Source organism: Streptomyces sp. NPDC001970, assembly GCF_053594115.1.
In genome coordinates this window covers 1-17,717 of sequence record NZ_JBSFDW010000039.1, presented here as the reverse complement: position 1 = coordinate 17,717, position 17,717 = coordinate 1, and the positions used below count along the sequence as shown (strand labels likewise).

The following is a 17,717-nucleotide window of genomic DNA, read 5'->3' as shown; positions in this document are numbered from 1 at the left end:
ATAGTAGCACAGGCGTGCCACGATGCGGCACGAATTTTCCATGGGAATCTCGGGAGGTGCGATGACGGGTCCCCTCGACGGCGTGCGGGTTCTGGACGTCAGTCAAGTGATGGCCGGTGCCTACTGCGCGGCGCTCCTCGCCGACCTGGGCGCCGACGTGATCAAAGTCGAGCGTCCGACCGGCGACGAACTGCGTGGCTGGGGAGCCGACTTCCCTGGCGGCCAGTCGCCGGCGTACATGGCGGTGAACCGGAACAAGCGCGGGATCGCCCTGGACCTTCGGGACGAGCGGGGCGCCGACGCGCTGCGCAGGCTCAGCGAGGGAGCCGATGTCCTCGTCGAGAACTTCAGGCCCGGGGCCATGGAGCGGCTCGGCTGCGACTATCCCAGCCTCGCCGCACGGAACCCCGCACTGGTCTACTGCTCGATCTCGGGATTCGGCCAAGACGGCCCGCTGGCCGGCCGGGGCGGGTACGACCTCATCGCCCAGGGCATGTCCGGGATCATGAGCGTCACCGGTGAGCCCGGCGGCGAGCTGGTCAAGGCGGGTGTACCGGTCTGTGACCTGGCTGCGGGGATCCTGGCCGCCAACGGTGTGCTCGCCGCCTATGTCCACCGCCTGCGCACCGGCGAGGGGCAGTACGTGGACACCTCACTACTGGAGGCCGGCATCTCCCTGATGGTGTGGGAGAGCGCCGTCCTGTTCGCCACCGGACACGTAGCCGGCCCGCTCGGTTCGCAGATGCGGCTCGCGGCCCCCTACGAGGCGTTCCGGACCGCCGACGGCTGGCTGACCGTCGGCACACCCAATCAGCGGATGTGGGAACACCTCGTGAAGGCCCTGGAACGGCCGGGGCTGGGGACGGACCCGCGATTCGCCGACCCGGCGTCCCGCCTGGCCAACCGCCCGTCACTGACGAAGGAACTGCAGAAGAAGTTCCTGGAGCACACCACCGGGCAGTGGATGGACATCCTCCTGCCGCACGGCATTCCCGCCGGACCCGTGTACGACATCGGTCAGGTCTACTCCGATCCCCAGGTCCGGGCCCGGCAGATGCTCGTCGAGGTCGCACACCCCACGGCAGGGCCGGTCAAGCACATCGGAGTGCCCGTCAAATTCTCCCGCACCCCGGCAGCCATCCACCGTCCGGCCCCGTTGCTGGGCGAGCACACCACCGACGTACTGACCGAGGCGGGCTTCGGCCCGTCCGAGATCGAGGCCCTGCTCGCCGCGGGCGTGGCCAAGGAGGAGAAGTGAGCGCGGTCCAGCTGCGATACCACACCCCGCACGTCGCGGTGATCACACTGAGCAACCCGCCCGTCAACACCCTCTCCTGGGAGAGCCGGGCGCACCTGAAGACGGCCATCGACCGGCTGGAGAAGGACCGAGAGGTTCGTGCGGTCGTCCTCACCGGAGCCGGAGGTGTGTTCACCGCCGGCGCGGACCTGCTCCAGGACCAGCGGATGAGCCCTACCGAACTGCCGGACTTCGTAGCGGACTTCGAGCGGATCGTCTACGGCCTGGAGAGATTCCGTGCCCCGGTGATCGCCGCGGTCAACGGGCCGGCCGTCGGCGGCGGGCTCGAGCTGGCCCTGGCCTGCGACATCCGCGTCGCGTCGAGCGAGGCGTCCTTCGTCGCGGCCGGGGTCAACGTGGGCCTCATGGCCAACTTCTGGCGACTGGCCAGGATCGTGGGACTGGGGCCGGCCAAGGAGATCCTCCTCACCGGCGAACGCTACGGAGCCGAGCGGGCCGCGGCCTGGGGACTGGTCACCGAGGTGTGCGCACCCGAGGCGCTCATGCATGTGGCGCTGGCGAAGGCGGAGCGGATCGCGACTCGCGCCCCCCTGTCCGTCGAGGCCACCAAGCGCTGCGTGAACGACGCCCCGGAGATGAGCCGGGACGAGGCGCACCGGCGGCAGGTCGACGAACTGTCCGAGTTGTTCCTGAAGGACGACCACAAGGAGGCACTGCGTGCCTTCTTCGCCAAGTCGTCCGGCGAATACCACCGGCACTGATCCAGAGGAGAAGATGTTGCACAGCTCTGTCCTGACCACCGTGGTGTTGCCGCTCGCCCTGGCGGTCATCATGCTCGGCCTCGGACTGTCCCTCACCTTCGCGGACTTCGCCCGCGTGATCAGCGTGCCGCGCGCCGTGGGCACGGCACTGGCCTGCCAACTGCTGTTGATGCCCGCGCTGTGCCTGGCCCTGCTCGCACTGACCGGCGCCGACACCGACACCGCTGTCGGGATGCTGCTCCTGGCCGCATCGCCCGGCGGAACGCTCGCGGCCGTCTACAGCCACTTCGCCCGCGGTGACATCGCGTTGAACATCACCCTCACCGCGGTCAACTCGCTGCTCGCCGTGGTCACGCTGCCGCTCGTCATGTGGGGCGTGACCCGCCACTACCTCGGCCACGCCCACAACATCGGCCTCCAACCGCACGGCGTCCTCACACTGATCGCCACCGTCGTGCTGCCCGTCGCCCTGGGCATGACGCTGCGGCGCCATCGTCCGGGCCTGGCGCAGTCCCTCAAGCGTGCCGTACGGATCGTCGCGCTTGTCGTGTTGGTGGTGGTCGTCGTGGGTGCGATCCTGCACAACTCCCGCGAGCTGGGCCGGTCCTTGAGCTCCGTCCTTCCGCTCACGGCGGCGTTCAGCGTTCTGAACCTGGTCATAGGCTACTGGGTGCCCCGTCTCGTCCGCGTCGAGCGGCCCCAAGCCGTCGCCTCGTCGATGGAGATCGGCATTCACAACGGCGCCCTCGCCGTCGCCATCGCGCTCAGCCCCGCGTTGCTGAACATGCCGGCTGCCGCAGTGGCACCCGCCATCTACATCCCGGTCTCCCTCCTCACCGCGGCCGTGGCCGTCCTCCTGCTCGCCCGGCGGACCCGCTCACTCCCCACGGTGGAGCCGGTGAGCAGCACCTGACGTCCCCACGGCCCGGCACACGTCTTCATGGCACCGCCACTTGTCGGGCCTGGGACGGATCCATCCACGGCTGATCCATCGCTCGGGCATGGGCTGCTGACCTCGGCGCTCTGCCGGTCATCGAAGGCACCGTCGTCTTCTGCAGGGCTCGTCCCGGCCGTCTGCACCTGGCTGCGGCCGGCTCGCCGGCCGGCCGCCGACCGGCGTCGCCCACGGGAGAAGCCCAGCCCGCTCAACCGGCTCACTCCTGCCCGCGTCTGACGCGCCAAGACGACGGTGTCCCACGTGTTGTCCGGTCGGCGCCCTGTCGCGGTGGCGACCAGGCGCAAGGCAAGGTCCAGTGTGTCGTCGACGAACTCGGGTTCCGGCAGAACTTCTTCGCGCGCGGCCTGTCTGCCGTCGCCCGCGGGCTGCGGCAGGCACTGGGTCGCGCGGGGGATTCGTGGTTCTCCTGGAAGACGCCGCGCTGCTGCTGTGCATGGGCGTTGTCCTGGTCTTCGACGTCGCGGACTGCATGGTGCTGTTTTGCGTGCCGGGCTGTCGGATGAGTGGGCTCGACTGCGGCGGGACCCGCGGCGTGCTGGTGGTGTTCGGTGTCGTGGTGCTGACTGCATGATGGGCCGCGGTCATCGGTGGCGCCGGGGTGTGGTTCATGGCGGGGTCGGCGGGGCGGCCGCTGTCCGGGTCCGTTCCCGCTGTCGGGAGGCGGAGGCGTGCGCCCTTCGGGGGGTGTGACGTTCGGCGGGGCGCCGGCCGGGCGGTGGTGTGTCCGTGTCACTGGGCTCGCAGGCGGCGGTTGACGGTGTTGTTCACGCGGTCGGGCGCTGCCGCGGCGCGTCGGGGGCGTCGGTGCTTCGTGGCGCCGTGCGTGCGCAGCGGGGGCTCATCGGGTCGTCGGCCTGGTGGGGGCGGGTTGTGCGGGGGCGGGTCACGCGGACGCGGGGAGGGCGAGGGCCTCGGCGCGGCGGTGGCGGCCGTTGCCGGGCGCGTTTAGGGCGGTCGGGCGCTCGGCGGCTGGCTGTCCACGGTGGCGGCCGGTTCCGAGGTCCGTGACCGGGCGAAGGCGGCGGAGGGTCCTGGTGGTGCGGGTCGACTGCTTCATGGTGTTCTCCAGGTGGGGTGTTCCGGGCGGGTCGGGCTCAGATTCCGCGGGGGTCCTCGATGGCGCGGATGGTCCAGAGCTGGTCGAAGTGCCAGCGGTCGAAGGCGTAGGCGTGCTCGTCGGCCTGGGTGACGGCGGCCCAGCGTCCCTCGTTCCAGTGGTAGACGCGGTGGCCGTCGTAGCGGAGCTGGTGACCGTTGTCGCCGGAGCGCCAGTAGGAGTGGCCCGACCGGTCCCGCTCGCCGTGCCATTCACGGTGCCCGTCCGAGATGGACCACCCCTGGCCGATGCGGAAGAGGTCGGCGCGCTCCGCCACGGTGACGACGGCGGTGGCGGGGTGAGCGCTGTGCTGAGCCGCGGGCAGGGCGGTCGCCGAAGCGGGGCCGGCGACGGCGACGAACGCGCTGCCGGTCATCGTCACGGTGGCGGCTGCGAGGGCGACGCGGGTCATCAGCTTCTTCATGGTTCTGTCTCCTTGCTTCGCCCGACTTGTCGAGGGGGCGGCGAACGATCGACGCGTTGTGCCGTGGGGCTCGTGGCCGATACGGCTGAGCAACGTCATGCGTTGACGCTATCAGATCGTTGAGGCATGTCAATGAATGAACGGATGTGACTGTCGACTCACCGGAACGAAGCTGCCCGGAATGTCGTAAATTCCCAGAAGGGGGTAGCACGACAAGGGGCCACGGGAATGCCCATGGCCCCAAGTTGCCTGGTGGCGGGTCGGCCAGGCGCAGACGGCGTCGCTCTTGGATGTCCTCACCCGGACGAGGAGCTTCCGGAGTGTCGACAGCTCCTCGGGGGTGACGTCGGCGAAGAACTCCTGCTCCATGGCGGTGACGGCTTCCTGGGCCTTCGCCAGGACGCGGCTGCCTTCTTCGGTGAGCGCCACGATGTGACGGCGCCGGCCGGCCGGATCGCGCCGGCGCTCGACGACGCGCGTGACCTCCAGGTCGTTCAGGATCCCGCACAGGATGCTGGGATCCACCTCCAGGGCCCCCGCCACGCCCTTCTGGCTCGTGTGTCCCCACTTGCCCAGCAGCATCAGCGTCGCGCCTTCGCGGGGTGTCAGTCCGCACAGCGTGAAGGCGTGCTCCATGCGAGCGCAGGCGATGGCGCCATGCCGGGCGAGCAGAAAGCCGAGCCGGTCGAGCGGGGTCGGCCTCAAAGATGCCGCTCAGGTCCACATCCATTGCCACCCCACATAAAGCCGTCGCCCGCCTGGCGCACGTCGGCACACCCACCCGTCGGCGGGTAGGACCGCACCATCACAGCCACACACCTCCGCCGCGGCGGAACACCCCCGCATCGGCGGGGAGGACGAGGGCGCTGGCGAACACGAAGGGCCTCTTCGGCGGAACACCCCCGCCGACGCGGAGGGCGGGCCGGCCGTTCAGCGGGTGTCACGCCCAGTGCCGACAGCCGCCGCTGCTCCTCTCTCACCGGCACCCCGAGGTGTGCGAGTACACCGTGCAGCATGTCGCCGGCGAGGCGAGTCGTAACCGTGCCGCACCACGCCCTTGAGATCACCCTGACCAGACCCGCCAGCCAGAGAGAACTCGACCACGCCAGCCGCCTCACGGCGCTCGCCGCCAACCACGACAGCACCCGCCTGCTGACCCTGACCCCGGGCAAAGACACCCCGCCGCGCCCTCAACCGACTGCGCCGCACGCTCCACGAAACGCTTCCCATCGACATCCTGGCCACCCACTACCCGGACACTCACGGCCAGATCATTTTCAACGTCGCCTTCACCCCCGCCGCTGACGACGCCGTCCGCTGTGCCGCATCCCACCACGGCCAAGACGTCGAGACCTTCGTCGAGCAAGCCCTCACCGACGCACTGCAGCGCATCGACCGCCAGGAGGTCGAACGCCTCACTCACGCCCTGCAGGCCGTGCTGTCCACCACCACCCGAGACCGCCTCCTCGCCGCCGCAGCCCGAGCACTTGCCACCCCGGAAGCCACCACGTGCTGAACCTCACTGACGAACAGACCGCCGCCGCCGACCGCTTCCACGCCGGAGACCACCTCGTCCTCCAGGCCGGCGCCGGCACCGGCAAGACTTCGACCCTCACGCTGCTCGCCCTCGGCATCAAACGCCGTGGCCGCTACCTCGCCTACAATCGGGCCATCGCCCAAGAGGCTGCTGCCCGCTTCCCGCCCACGGTCACCTGCAAAACCGCCCACGCCCTCGCCTACGCGGCCCTCGGGCACCGCTACCGCGCCCGCCTGAGCGCCCCGCGTCAGCCGGCCTGGAAGACCGGGCAGGCCCTTGGCATCACCAAACCCGTCCGTATCGCAGACCGTGACCTCACCCCGCGCCAGCCGGCGACGCCCTCTCCTACGCCACCCTGCGCACTGTGATCCGCTTCTGCCACTGCGCCGACCTCACCCTGAGCCGGCACCACGTCCCGCGCATGCGCGGCCTAGATGACACCGCCCTGCACGCCCAACTCGCCTACACAGTCCTGCCGTTTGCCCAGCGAGCCTGGACCGATCTTTAAGACCCCGACGGGGGAGTGGCCCGCTTCGAACACGACCACTACCTCAAGATCTGGGCTCTGACGAACCCGGTCATCGAAGCCGACTTCCTCCTCCTCGACGAAGCCCAGGACACCAACCCCGTCGTCGAAGACGTCTTCAACGCCCAGCGCAGCCACGCCCAGCTGGTCATGGTCGGCGACTCCGCCCAGGCCATCTACCACTGACGTGGCGCCCGCGATGTCATGACCGGCTTCGACGGCACCACCCTCACCCTCTCCCAGTCATTCCGCTTCGGCCCCCACCTCGCCGCCGAAGCCAACCGCTGGCTCGCCATCGCCCAGGCCCCCATCCGCCTCCACGGAAGCACAAGCCTCACGACCGAACTCGGCCCTCTCGAACAGCCTCACGCGGTCCTGTGCCGCACCAACGTCGGCGCCATGACCCACGTCATGCAATTCCTCGAAGCCGGCCACCGCGTCGCACTCGTCGGCGGCGGAGACAGCCTGCGCACCCTCGCCCTCGCCGCCCGCGACCTCAAAAGCGGCCGCCGCACCAGCCATCCGGAACTCGTGCTCTTCGCCACCTGGGGTGACCTCCAGGACTACGCCGAACACGACCCAGCCGGAGGAGACCTGCAGCCTTTCGTCGACCTCATCGACAAGCACGGCACGGACGCCATCCTGACCGCTGTCGACCGACTCAGTGACGAACCACAGGCCGACGTCATCGTCTCCACCGCCCACAAAGCCAAAGGCCGCGAATGGCCCACGGTGAAGATCGCCGACGACTTCACTCCACCCAAGGAGACCGACCAGACAGACGACACCGGCCAGCCCTTGCCAGGACCTATCGACGACGCCGAAGCCCGCCTTGCTTACGTCGCCGTCACCCGCGCGCGGCGCAGCTCGACCGCGGCGGCCTGTCATGGATCGACCACCATCCCAGCGGCGCAGGCCATGCCACGCCCGCGCTGGCACCTCATAGGTGTGCTGCATCGGCGAGGTAGCTCTCGACGAGGATCGCGCCGGGGGGAAGCCTGTCGACATGCGTGGCCGGGATGCCCCGGGCGGCAGCCCGATCGCCCTGATGGCGCCGATGGCGGTGGGCATGGCGAGGAGTTCGAGACTCACTGCATGGCCTCGAAGATGAGATCACCCAGTGGCCATCGGTACACCACTGCGGCGGACGTGACCCGGCGGTGAATCTAGGCCATCTGACCGAGGTCGTACACACGGAGTATCCATATGGTGAGCGCGGCCGGGAGACATGTCGAACCCCTTGTTGGAGGGCGACATGGCCATCACAGAAGGGTTCGCGGTGCGCAACGAGGCTCGCTTATACGACGGATCGGTGGACGGCTTCGGCTGACAGGGATTCTCCGATCGTCTCGTCGGCGCCGGCGTGAGGCCTGAAATGCGGCTGGACGCTTGTTGGAGGTGCCACTGCCGACCGGCCCTCGCAACGAGCCCACGCCGCTGAGGGACCACCCGAGCGCGCACGATGCCTCGCCCATCGCGATACCCGTGACGGGGCGTGCGCTCAGTGCTGCCGCATGACGACAAGCCATGACGAGCGACCCCGCTGTTGGGTCGTGTCGCAGTTGTGAACCGTCAGCGCTCGTGCGGCTTCATCGCCCGATTGTTTGCACTCCCGCACTGCTTTTTGGATGAAAGGTGTTTCCTTGATGACCTGGACCCGCCTGACGGCGGCGATATCGACGGGGCTGATGCTGGCCGCCGGAGGCGTGCAGACCGTCTCCGCGTCGCCTACCGCAGCCACTGGGGCTGTTGCTTACCCCGGCACCGAAGCGAAGGCGTCTTCCGTGACCGTGCGCTTGGTGACCGGTGACCGGGTGACCGTGACGACGCTGCCCGGGGGACGGCGCACCGCGTCGGTCCAGCCGGGGCCCGGGCGCGAGCACATCCCCTTCCGGACACTGGAAGACGACGACAATTCGCTGACCGTGTTGCCTGCTGATGCCGAGGCGCTGGTAACAGCCGGCACTCTGGACCGCCGCCTATTCAACGTAACAGCCCTGATAGCACAGGGGTATGACGAGGACCACTCCTCCGCGTTGCCACTGATTGTCTACTCGGCCCCGTCCCGGGACGGGGGCAGGATCACCGCGCAGGCAGCCAGGGCTGCCGAGGCCAGAGCCGACAGACTGGTTGCGCTCAACGACTCCTCGGCACGGGCTCGTTCCCTCACGAGCATCGGCGCGCGGTCGCTGCGCGTCGCCGGCGGCGAGTTGGGCACCTTCTGGAAGACGCTGAACCCGGGCGGAAAGTCTGATGCCGCCCGTGCCGCGGTCACCCCCAGGGTTTCGCTGGACGGCAGGGTGAAGGCGGTGCTGGACCGCAGCACCGCGCAGATCAACGCGCCGAGCGCCTGGAAGGCCGGCTACGAGGGCCAGGGTGTGAAGGTGGCCGTGCTGGACACCGGTGTCGACGCGAACCACCCCGACCTGGCCGGGCGCATCGCCGAGGCGAAGGACTTCTCCGGCAGCGCGAACACCGGTGATCACTTCGGTCACGGTACGCACGTCGCCTCGATCGTCGCCGGTACCGGCGCGGCGTCGTCGGGCTCCCGGCGCGGTGTTGCGCCCAAGGCCGACCTGCTGATCGGCAAGGTGCTGGACGACAACGGCTACGGTTCGGAGTCGGGCATCATCGACGGCATGGAGTGGGCGGCCGGCGGGCACGCCAAGGTCGTCAACATGAGCCTCGGCGCGGACATCCAGACCGATGGCACGGACTCGATGAGCCAGGCCGTCAACGCCCTGACCGAGTCCACCGGCACGCTCTTCGTCGTGGCGGCGGGCAACTCCGGCCCTGGCCCGTCCACGGTCGGTTCGCCGGGTGCGGCCGACGCCGCGCTGACCGTCGGGGCCGTCGACCGCGACGACACCCTCGCCTCCTTCTCCAGCCGCGGCCCGCGCTTCGGCGACGGAGCGGTCAAGCCCGACGTCACCGCCCCCGGTGTTGGCATCGTCGCCGCCCGCGCAGCCGGCACCACCCTGGGCGACCCGGTCGACGACAACTACGTGTCGCTGTCCGGGACCTCCATGGCCACCCCGCATGTCGCCGGCGCCGCGGCACTGCTGGCCCAGCAGCACCCCAACTGGGGCGCGCAGCAGCTGAAGGACGCCCTGGTCAGCACCTCCCGGACGGTGTCCGGCACCAAGGTGACCGAGCAGGGCGGCGGCCGCATCGACCTGGCCACCGCCATCGGCCCGGTCACCGCCACCGGCTCGGTCACCCTCGCCCCGCTCCACATCGGCGACACGCAGGGAGCGCGGCAGGCGGCCACCGTCCGCTACACCAATACCGGCGACAAGCCGGTGACGCTCTCCCTGGCCGTCAACCTGGCCACTGAGGCCGGGCGTCCGCTTGCCGGCGGGGTCGTCGGCGTCGGCTCCGGCACGGTGCAGGTGGGCCCCGGCGCCACGGCCGAGGTGCCGCTGCGCACCGACGCGACGAACGCCGTCCGCGGCAAGTACTACGGCTACCTCACCGCGAAGTTTGCCGACGGCACCGTACTCGCCCACACCACCGTCTCCCTCGTGGTGCACGCCCCGCAGCACCGGCTGACCGTGGTCTACCGCGACCGCGACGGCAAGGTTGTGCCGGGTTGGCTGCCGACCATCTGGGGTCCCGACGGTGTCGAGGGCTACACGGACCTCGACGCGGGGGTCGCCGTCGTGGAAGAGGGCACGTACTACGTCAGCACCAGTTTCAACGACACCGCCGATGACGGCGTCGGCGAAATAGGCAATGTCGTTGTCCCGGAGGTGAAGGTCACCAAGGACACGACGGTGACGCTGAACGCCGCCGAGGCCACCGAGGTGAAGATCCGCACGCCTCGCCCCGCCGAGCGGTACGGCCAGCTCATCCCCATGTACTACCGTCAGATCGACGGTCAGGAACGGCTCGAGGGTATCTCGCTCTGGTATAGCGATCGGTTCTACACCAATCCCACCGCCCCGGTCACCGACGGCGCCTTCGAGTTCACCGTGCGCACGCAGCTGAAGGCCCCCCAACTGCGGGCGAGGGTCTCCGGCATCTCACAGGAGTTCACCCCCTACTATGAGAATTTCTCCCCGGCCTTCCGCGACCAGGGCGCGCGGCTGACCGCCGTGGCCGCCGGCACGGCACAGGCGCCCGACTTCCGCGGTGCGCGCGGCAAGCTGGCCGTCGTTCAGGACGACAACTCCGCCGGCTACGACCAGCGTGCGCTCGCGCAGACCGCCGCGGCCGCGGGGGCCAAGGCGCTGCTGGTGGTGTGGCCCAAGGGTGTCGGCGCCCAGGCCGAATGGCTGCCAACCGGTGACCGGATGGCCCTGCCCGTGATGCGATTCTCCTGGGCCGACGGGACAGCTCTGCTGAAGCGCATGGCGAGGGGGACCACGACGGTGGAGTTCTCCGGCACGGTGCGCAGCCCGTACATGTACGACGTCATGCAGATCTCGAAGGGCTTTATCCCCAAGAGCCTCACCTTCTCGCAACGCAAAAGCGCGGAGGTTCGCGCCACCTACAGCCGCACGGGTGGCTCGGAATGGGCGAGCGAGCAGCGTTTCGCGTGGCGTCCCTACCAGGACACTGCCATCGGCCAGACGAGCCGCTACGTTCCGGTGGGACAGGAACGTGTGGAGTACGTGAACGCCGGGGACGACACGCAGTGGCAGCACGCCGTGCAATACGTGGCCGTTGATACCTTCGGAAATCCGCTGTCAGGCGGCATGCACGACGAGGCGCACACCTACCAGCCCGGCCGGCACGCCACGGAGCGGTGGTTCGGAGCAGTGGTCCGCCCCTCCATCCCGCGCGGTGAGCACCTGCCGTCGGTACGCAACGGCAACACCCTGTCGGTGTATGTGCCGGAGTTCAACGACTCCGGCACCGGCCACTGGTCGTTCGCGGAGAAGAACAGCTTCGACAGGGCGGGCGACACGAACGCGGCGGAGCTCTACCGCAACGGGCAGCAGATCGCCAGGTCCGACAACGGCGCCTGGGGCAACTTCGAGGTCCCCGCGGGCAACGCCGCATACCGACTGGACCTGACGACCGCCCGCGTCTCGGACGACTGGCACTTCGGCACCAGCGCCAGCACCTCGTGGACGTTCCACTCGGACACCACCGCCGCCCCGGAGAAGCTGCCGCTGCTCCAGGTCGACTACGCCGTACCGGTCGACGCGCAGAACGCGGTCGGCTCTGCGCGCAGGCACAACCTCGGCCTGAGCGTCCGCATGCAGGACGGCATGGCCGCGCCGCGCGGGGTGACGCTGAAGGTCGAGACGTCCTACGACGACGGCAAGACCTGGACCACGGCCCGCACTGCCGGAAAGGGCAGCGGGCAGTTCACCGCCACCGTCGAGCGGCCCTCGAGCGTGAGAGGCGACGCCTACGTGACGCTGCGCGTGACCGCGACCGACGCGGCCGGCAACAGCGTCCGGCAGACCGTGAACCGCGCCTACCTCCACGGCGGTACCGCGTGAGCCGCCGGAAACCGGTAGAAACGGGCCAAGCCCGTTGAACCACGGCGGGTGTCAGGGCGTGCGAACCCTGGCACCCGCCGCACCGTTTCCGGGTGCGGTCCAGAGCGCGTCCGGATGGGCTCGCACCGGCACGGCGTGGGTGCCGCCGTGGGGGGTGCTGGCAGCATCTCCCTGGTCCGGGGGCCGGCTCGTACCGTGGAGGGCATGGACAACCGCAGCGAGGTACGAGAGTTCCTGGTCTCCCGCCGCGGCAAGGTCACGCCCGATCAGGTCGGCCTTGCCGTACACGGTGGCACCCGCCGGGTTCCGGGCCTTCGCCGTAGCGAGGTGGCCGAGCTGGCGGGAGTCTCGGTCGAGTACTACACCCAGCTGGAACGCGGCAGCTTGCGCGGTGCTTCTGAGAGCGTGCTGGACGCTGTCGCCCGTGCGCTGCGGCTGAACGAGGACGAGCGAGCACACTTGTTCGATTTGGCGCGGGCGGCCAATGCGGGCGCAGCAGTGCGGCGTCGCCCCGCGGCGCGGCGCGTGCGCCCGGCCATTCAGCAGATCCTCGACGGCCAGCTGTCACCCGCCTGGGTGGGTAACGGTCGCAGCGACATCGTGGCGATCAACCGTCTGGCGCGGGCGCTGTACTCGCCCCTGTTCGACGATCCCGTCCGGCCGGTCAACCACGCGCGGTTTCGCTTTCTGAACCCGCGGGCTGGCGATTTCTACCGCGACTGGGATCTCGCGGCCCGCGACATCGTGGCGGTGCTGCGTGCCGAGGCCGGCAAGAACCCCTACGACCAGGAGCTGACCGGCCTGATCGGGGAGCTGTGCACGCGCAGTAAGGAGTTCGGCAGGCTGTGGGCCGCGCATGACGTGCGTCATCACCGCAGCGGGATCAAGCGGCTGCACCATCCGGTGGTCGGTGATCTGGACCTGTCCTACGAAGGGCTGGAGCTGCCGTCCGATCCGGGACTGGTGCTGTTCGTGTACACCGCCGAGCCGGCCTCCAGCTCTCAGCAGGCGCTCGACCTGCTGGCCAGCTGGGCCGCGACTCTTGCCCGGCAGGAACAGGGCGAGCAGGAGCAGCGCCAGTCCTAGCGGTCGGGGCTCCACGCTCCGCGTAGGCCGGCCGGGCCGCCGGACGCCCGTACGTCTGCCGGGGGCAGCGGTCCTTGCCTGGGCCGTTCAGCATGCGCACGCACGGTGGCGCACGGACCGGAAATCCCGGGCACCCGGTCGCCACCTGCGGACGGCAGGCACCAACGGACACGTGCACGCGGGCACGTGCCATCAGAAAGGCTTCACCATGTCCATCGAGATCCCTCAGGTCACGTTGAACAACGGCGTGCAGATGCCGATCCTCGGGTTCGGCGCCTTCCAGACCCCTCCCGAGCAGGTCGTCGGCGACGCCCTGGCCACCGCGCACATGCAGCGGTGGATCAACCGCTGACCCCCTACCCGCCGGTCGGCCCAGCGGCAGCGCAACGACCCGGCGACCAACAGCCGATCCCGATACAGAACCACCAGTACCAAGGAGCAACATCGATGAAGGCCATTGTCCTGTACGGCGCCGGCGACGTCCGCGTCGAGGAGGTTCCCGACCCGACGATCCAGCAGCCCACGGACGCGATCGTGCGCGTCGTCGCGGGCTGCGTGTGCGGCAGCGACCTGTGGCCCTACCAGACCCTGCCCGCCTCCGGCAGCGGCCGGAGGATGGGGCACGAGTTCCTCGGCGTGATCGAGGAGACCGGCTCCCAGGTGAGCGGGCTGCGGCGCGGCCAGTTCGTCGTCGCCCCGTTCGTGTGGTCCGACAACACCTGCGACTTCTGCCGCGAAGGGCTGCAGTCCTCCTGCCGCCACGGCGGCACCTGGGGCACCTGGGGACATGACCTCGACGGCGGGCAGGGCGAGGCCGTGCGGGTGCCGCTGGCCGACGGCACGCTCGTGCCGCTGCCCGTGGAGGAGGACTCCGCTCTCATCCCGTCGCTGCTGACGCTGTCGGACGTGCTGTGCACCGGATACCACAGCGCCGTCACCGGCGGCGTGCGACAGGGCAGCACTGTCACCGTCATCGGCGACGGCGCGGTCGGCCTGTCCGCCGTCATCTCCGCCAAGCGCCTGGGCGCCGAGCGGATCATCCTCATGGGCCGGCACACCGACCGCACCGACCTGGGCCGCGAGTTCGGAGCCACCGACGTGGTCGCCGCCCGTGGCGAGGAGGGCATCGCCGCGGTGCTGGAACTCACCGGCGGCGACGGGACGCACGCGGTGCTGGAGTGCGTGGGAACCCGCGACTCCCTGCAGACCTCTTTCTCGATCGCCCGCCCCGGCGGCACCGTCTCGTGTGTCGGGGCTCCCCAGTACGAGGACGTCACCATGGACTTCGGGCTGTTCACGAAGAACATCCACCTCACCGGCGGCGTCGCGCCCGCCCGGAAGTACATCCCCGAACTGCTGCCCGACGTACTCTCCGGCGCCATCGAGCCCGGCAAGGTCTTCGACCGCACCGTCGGCCTCGACGAGGTGCCCAAGGCCTACCGGGCGATGAACGACCGCGAGGCCCTGAAGGTCCTCATCCGCCCCTGACCCCCTCCGTGGACAAGCCATGAGCACCGCCCCTGCGAGCCGGCCGTGCCCACGGCCAGGGTCGGCCCGGCCAGTCGCCGTTGAAGGCGCCGACGGCTCCGGGCGAGGAGGTCCGTGCCGCCCACGGGAGACCGGCCACGATCAGCCGGTCGTTGCTGATGAAGCGCCGCCCGACGAACTTCCACCCGCCCGAGGCGCGGGTGATGGGGGCCGAACCGGCGTATGCCTTCAGAGCGCGGACGTCGGTGAAGCGGTCGCGGTCGTCTGTGATCTCGGCGAGCACCCGGGCGCCGAGCCGACGCCGAGGCCGGGGGAGCTGAGCAGCGCGTCAGCGTCCGCGCTTGCGCTTTCGAGCCGTACGGTCCTCCGCGTCTCATACCCCTGACCACCCGCTTCGGCGGCTGACGATGCGTGCGGGCCGCACACCACTGAACCACCGCTGAACCACGGACCCTCCCGCCCGCGTCCAGGGTCCGCCGCCACCCATTGGAGAGAAAATGACCACACACGACTTCGGCCCTCTCGTCCTGGGCACCAACACCTTCGGATGGACAACGGATCGCGAACAGAGCTTCGCTGTGCTCGACGCGTTCGTCGAAGCGGGCGGCACGCTGATCGACACCGCGGACATCTACTCCGCGTACATCCCGGGCAACCTCGGCGGCGAATCCGAGACCATCATCGGCGAGTGGACGGCCTCGCGCGGTCTGCGCGACCGGGTGCAGGTCGCCACGAAGGTCGGCATGTGGCAGGAGCACCCCGGGCTGTCCGCTGCCACCGTGCGCGAGGCGGTCGAGGAATCGCTGCGGCGGTTGCAGAGCGACCACATCGACGTGCTCTACGCACATGCCGACGACCCCTCGCGCACACCGGACGAGATCTCGGCGGCCTTCGACACGCTGGTGCGCGAAGGAAAGGTCCGCGCACTCGGACTGTCGAACTTCTCGGCCCCCCGCCTGCGCGCCGTGGTCGAGGCGGCCCGCGCCGCGGGCCACGCCCCCTTCGAGATCAGCCAGGATCACTACAACCTCGTCGAGCGCGATTTCGAGACCACGCTCGCGCCGGTCCTCAGTGAGCTGGGCATGGTCGAGCTGCCCTACTTCGCCCTGGCCAGCGGCTTCCTGACCGGCAAGTACCGCGACGGCGCGCAAGAGACCTCGCCCCGTGTCGAAACGGCTGCCTCCTACCTCCAGAACCCACGCAACCGCGACCTGCTCGACGCACTGGACAGCATCGCAGCCGACCGGGGCGTAAGCGTCGCCGCCGTCGCGCTCGCCTGGTTGCGCCAGCAGCCCACGGTGGCGGCGCCGATCGCCAGCGCGCGCACGCCCGAGCAACTCGCCTCACTCGTTGAGTCCTTCACACTCATCCTCGGCGAGGACGAGCTCAAAGCTCTGGCCTGACCCCCTGCTCCACGAAACGAAGGATTCGATGCGTTACTCACTTCTCGACGTCGCATGGGTGGGCCCGGGGGAGACTCCCGCCGACGCGCTGCGCGGTGCCGTTCCCCTCGCGCAGGCCGCGGAGCGCTCCGGCTATGAGCGGGTCTGGTACGCCGAACACCACAACATGCCGCAGATCGCCTCGGCGGCCACCAGCGTCCTGATCGCCCATGTTGCCGCCCACACCGAACGGATCAGGGTCGGCGCCGGCGGTGTGATGCTGCCCAACCACACCCCGCTGGTGATCGCCGAGCACTACGGCACCCTGGCCGCTCTCCATCCTGGCCGCATCGACCTCGGCCTGGGCCGGGCCGCCGGTTCGGACCAGAACACCGCCCGCGCCCTGCGCGTGACACCGGCCTCCGCCGCCGCCTTCCCCCAGGATGTCCTCGAACTGCGGGGTTTCCTCACCGGCGAGCCGGCCCTGGCCGGCGTACGCGCCGTCCCGGGCCACGGCTCGAACATACCCCTGTACATCCTGGGCTCCTCGCTCTTCGGCGCGCAGCTCGCCGCGGCGCTGGGACTGCCGTACGCCTTCGCGTCGCATTTCGCACCGGCAGCACTGGACGCGGCGGCACGGACCTACCGTTCGACGTATCAGCCCTCCCCGGAGCACCCCGAGCCGTATCTGATCGTCTCGGCGAACGTCGTCGCGGCCGAGACGGAAGAGGAGGCCGCCGAGCAGCACCAGGTGTCCCTGCGCTATCGGGCACGGATGCTGCTGCCCCGGGGTCCGCAGCTCACCGACGCCGACATCGACAGCGCACTGGACTCGCCGATGGGCCAGCAGATCAAGGCCATGCACGCGCACACCGCGGTCGGCACCCCGCTGCAGGTCCAGGCACAGCTCGCCGAGCTGGCCGAGCGGGCGGAAGCCGACGAGCTGATGCTCGCTCCCGCCGCCGTCGACCGCAGGGACCGCATCCGCAGCGTCGAGCTGGTCCCCGCCCCGGTTCGGCTCCCGTCCTCCTGACGCCACCAGGGAACGTGAGCGCCAACGCCCCCCCACGAATGAAGGCCGTTCTGGGCTTCGGCGGCCCGGAAGTCATCCGCGTCCCGACGTCGAAAAGCCCGGCCCCCGGGCCCGGCGAGGTCCTCATCCGTGTGGGGCGGCCGGCGTTGGGCTGCCCCGCGCTGCGCAGAGTCCGGTGATCTTGTTTCAGGCGGGCTGAGGGGCGGCAGCGGCGTCATGGTTCTGGTCGAGGCCGTTGAGGAAGGCGTCCAGCTCGGGCAGACCGGCCTCGCGTACCTGCTTGATCCAGGAGTCGAGGTCCGTGCCGCGGCGCTCGGCCATGAGATGGGCGAAGCCGCGCACGAGCTGGGCCAGTGTGGCCATCTCGGGGCAGGCGGTGAGGAGTTCACCGAGATGGATGCGAGCCTTGTCGGGCAGGTTTTCGGGGCGGGTCGCGATCCAGGAGGCGGCGCGGCGAGGGCGTGATCCGGTCGCCTTCCAGGCGGCCCTGGTTGATGTATTTGTAGAGCAGGTTGAGGCTGCCCGTGTATCCGAGGTCACGGAATCTCCTCGAGCAGGCCGGCCTCGCGATCTCCCACAGCCCGTCCGGAACAATGCCAGCCATCCGATGATCCGTAAGTGCGTTGTGGCAAACCGGATTTCGTTCGAGGTGTGCGGCGCGGGTGATCATCTGGACAGAGGTACGGGTGCGGCCGTGGACATGAAAGAACGG

At 69.8% G+C, this 17,717-nt stretch carries 14 protein-coding genes and 2 pseudogenes; 11 read left to right on the top strand and 5 right to left on the bottom strand.

Annotation, left to right across the window (positions count from 1 at the left end):
* The first annotated feature begins 40 nt into the window (after positions 1–40).
* The 4 genes from ACWCP0_RS34040 (at position 41) to ACWCP0_RS34025 (ending at position 3,548) form a co-directional block, all read left to right on the top strand.
* Entirely contained in the window at positions 41–1,258 is a 1,218-nt protein-coding gene (locus ACWCP0_RS34040; protein ID WP_451082615.1) for a CaiB/BaiF CoA transferase family protein, read from the top strand.
* Entirely contained in the window at positions 1,255–2,019 is a 765-nt protein-coding gene (locus ACWCP0_RS34035; protein ID WP_451082614.1) for an enoyl-CoA hydratase/isomerase family protein, read from the top strand. The genes ACWCP0_RS34040 and ACWCP0_RS34035 overlap by 4 nt, the downstream gene beginning before the upstream one ends.
* A gap of 13 nt (positions 2,020–2,032) precedes the next feature.
* Positions 2,033–2,932, top strand: coding sequence for a bile acid:sodium symporter family protein (locus ACWCP0_RS34030; RefSeq protein ID WP_451082613.1), 900 nt, complete (start codon positions 2,033–2,035; stop codon positions 2,930–2,932).
* Between the two features lie 442 nt (positions 2,933–3,374).
* A complete protein-coding gene (locus tag ACWCP0_RS34025; RefSeq protein ID WP_451082612.1) occupies positions 3,375–3,548 on the top strand; it encodes a hypothetical protein in 174 nt (57 codons plus the stop codon).
* Positions 3,549–4,071: 523 nt separating this feature from the next.
* On the opposite strand, the gene ACWCP0_RS34020 is transcribed toward ACWCP0_RS34025, so the two are convergent.
* Both ACWCP0_RS34020 and ACWCP0_RS34015 read right to left on the bottom strand, forming a co-directional pair.
* Positions 4,072–4,497, bottom strand: coding sequence for a hypothetical protein (locus ACWCP0_RS34020; protein ID WP_451082611.1), 426 nt, complete (start codon positions 4,495–4,497; stop codon positions 4,072–4,074).
* A 129-nt stretch (positions 4,498–4,626) separates the two neighbouring features.
* Entirely contained in the window at positions 4,627–5,079 is a 453-nt protein-coding gene (locus ACWCP0_RS34015; RefSeq protein WP_451082610.1) for a MarR family winged helix-turn-helix transcriptional regulator, read from the bottom strand.
* Between the two features lie 930 nt (positions 5,080–6,009).
* Here ACWCP0_RS34015 and ACWCP0_RS34010 point away from each other — a divergent pair.
* The 5 genes and pseudogenes from ACWCP0_RS34010 (at position 6,010) to ACWCP0_RS33990 (ending at position 14,590) form a co-directional block, all read left to right on the top strand.
* Positions 6,010–7,528: pseudogene (locus ACWCP0_RS34010) on the top strand (UvrD-helicase domain-containing protein).
* A gap of 816 nt (positions 7,529–8,344) precedes the next feature.
* Positions 8,345–12,016, top strand: coding sequence for a S8 family serine peptidase (locus ACWCP0_RS34005; RefSeq protein WP_451082609.1), 3,672 nt, complete (start codon positions 8,345–8,347; stop codon positions 12,014–12,016).
* A gap of 204 nt (positions 12,017–12,220) precedes the next feature.
* On the top strand, positions 12,221–13,102 hold the full coding sequence (locus ACWCP0_RS34000; RefSeq protein WP_451082608.1) for a helix-turn-helix domain-containing protein: 882 nt from the start codon (positions 12,221–12,223) through the stop codon (positions 13,100–13,102).
* 208 nt (positions 13,103–13,310) lie between these two features.
* Positions 13,311–13,454, top strand: coding sequence for a hypothetical protein (locus ACWCP0_RS33995; RefSeq protein WP_451082607.1), 144 nt, complete (start codon positions 13,311–13,313; stop codon positions 13,452–13,454).
* Between the two features lie 95 nt (positions 13,455–13,549).
* The gene (locus tag ACWCP0_RS33990; RefSeq protein WP_451082606.1) at positions 13,550–14,590 is read left to right on the top strand and encodes a zinc-dependent alcohol dehydrogenase family protein; all 1,041 of its coding nucleotides are present in this window, start codon (positions 13,550–13,552) and stop codon (positions 14,588–14,590) included.
* Positions 14,591–14,660: 70 nt separating this feature from the next.
* On the opposite strand, the pseudogene ACWCP0_RS33985 reads toward ACWCP0_RS33990, so the two are convergent.
* A pseudogene (locus ACWCP0_RS33985) lies at positions 14,661–14,929 on the bottom strand (transposase); the annotation flags it as partial.
* Between the two features lie 158 nt (positions 14,930–15,087).
* On the opposite strand from ACWCP0_RS33985, the gene ACWCP0_RS33980 reads away from it, so the two are divergent.
* The gene (locus tag ACWCP0_RS33980; RefSeq protein ID WP_451082605.1) at positions 15,088–15,993 is read left to right on the top strand and encodes an aldo/keto reductase; all 906 of its coding nucleotides are present in this window, start codon (positions 15,088–15,090) and stop codon (positions 15,991–15,993) included.
* A gap of 28 nt (positions 15,994–16,021) precedes the next feature.
* On the top strand, positions 16,022–17,005 hold the full coding sequence (locus tag ACWCP0_RS33975; protein ID WP_451082604.1) for an LLM class flavin-dependent oxidoreductase: 984 nt from the start codon (positions 16,022–16,024) through the stop codon (positions 17,003–17,005).
* 186 nt (positions 17,006–17,191) lie between these two features.
* Here the strand turns inward: ACWCP0_RS33975 and ACWCP0_RS33970 are convergent, their stop codons facing one another.
* Together ACWCP0_RS33970 and ACWCP0_RS33965 are read right to left on the bottom strand one after the other, a co-directional pair.
* On the bottom strand, positions 17,192–17,422 hold the full coding sequence (locus tag ACWCP0_RS33970; RefSeq protein ID WP_451082666.1) for a hypothetical protein: 231 nt from the start codon (positions 17,420–17,422) through the stop codon (positions 17,192–17,194).
* Positions 17,391–17,717, bottom strand: a 327-nt coding sequence (locus tag ACWCP0_RS33965) for a hypothetical protein (protein ID WP_451082670.1), incomplete at its 5' end; no start/stop codon positions are given. The genes ACWCP0_RS33965 and ACWCP0_RS33970, both read right to left, overlap by 32 nt.

Coding starts and splice junctions, on each gene's coding strand:
- ACWCP0_RS34040 (WP_451082615.1), top strand. CDS start 41: ATGGGAATCTCGGGAGGTGCGATGACGGGTCCCCTCGACGGCGTGCGG.
- ACWCP0_RS33980 (WP_451082605.1), top strand. CDS start 15,088: ATGACCACACACGACTTCGGCCCTCTCGTCCTGGGCACCAACACCTTC.
- ACWCP0_RS34030 (WP_451082613.1), top strand. CDS start 2,033: ATGTTGCACAGCTCTGTCCTGACCACCGTGGTGTTGCCGCTCGCCCTG.
- ACWCP0_RS33995 (WP_451082607.1), top strand. CDS start 13,311: ATGTCCATCGAGATCCCTCAGGTCACGTTGAACAACGGCGTGCAGATG.
- ACWCP0_RS34015 (WP_451082610.1), bottom strand. CDS start 5,079: ATGCTGCTGGGCAAGTGGGGACACACGAGCCAGAAGGGCGTGGCGGGG.
- ACWCP0_RS34000 (WP_451082608.1), top strand. CDS start 12,221: ATGGACAACCGCAGCGAGGTACGAGAGTTCCTGGTCTCCCGCCGCGGC.
- ACWCP0_RS33975 (WP_451082604.1), top strand. CDS start 16,022: ATGCGTTACTCACTTCTCGACGTCGCATGGGTGGGCCCGGGGGAGACT.
- ACWCP0_RS33990 (WP_451082606.1), top strand. CDS start 13,550: ATGAAGGCCATTGTCCTGTACGGCGCCGGCGACGTCCGCGTCGAGGAG.
- ACWCP0_RS34020 (WP_451082611.1), bottom strand. CDS start 4,497: ATGAAGAAGCTGATGACCCGCGTCGCCCTCGCAGCCGCCACCGTGACG.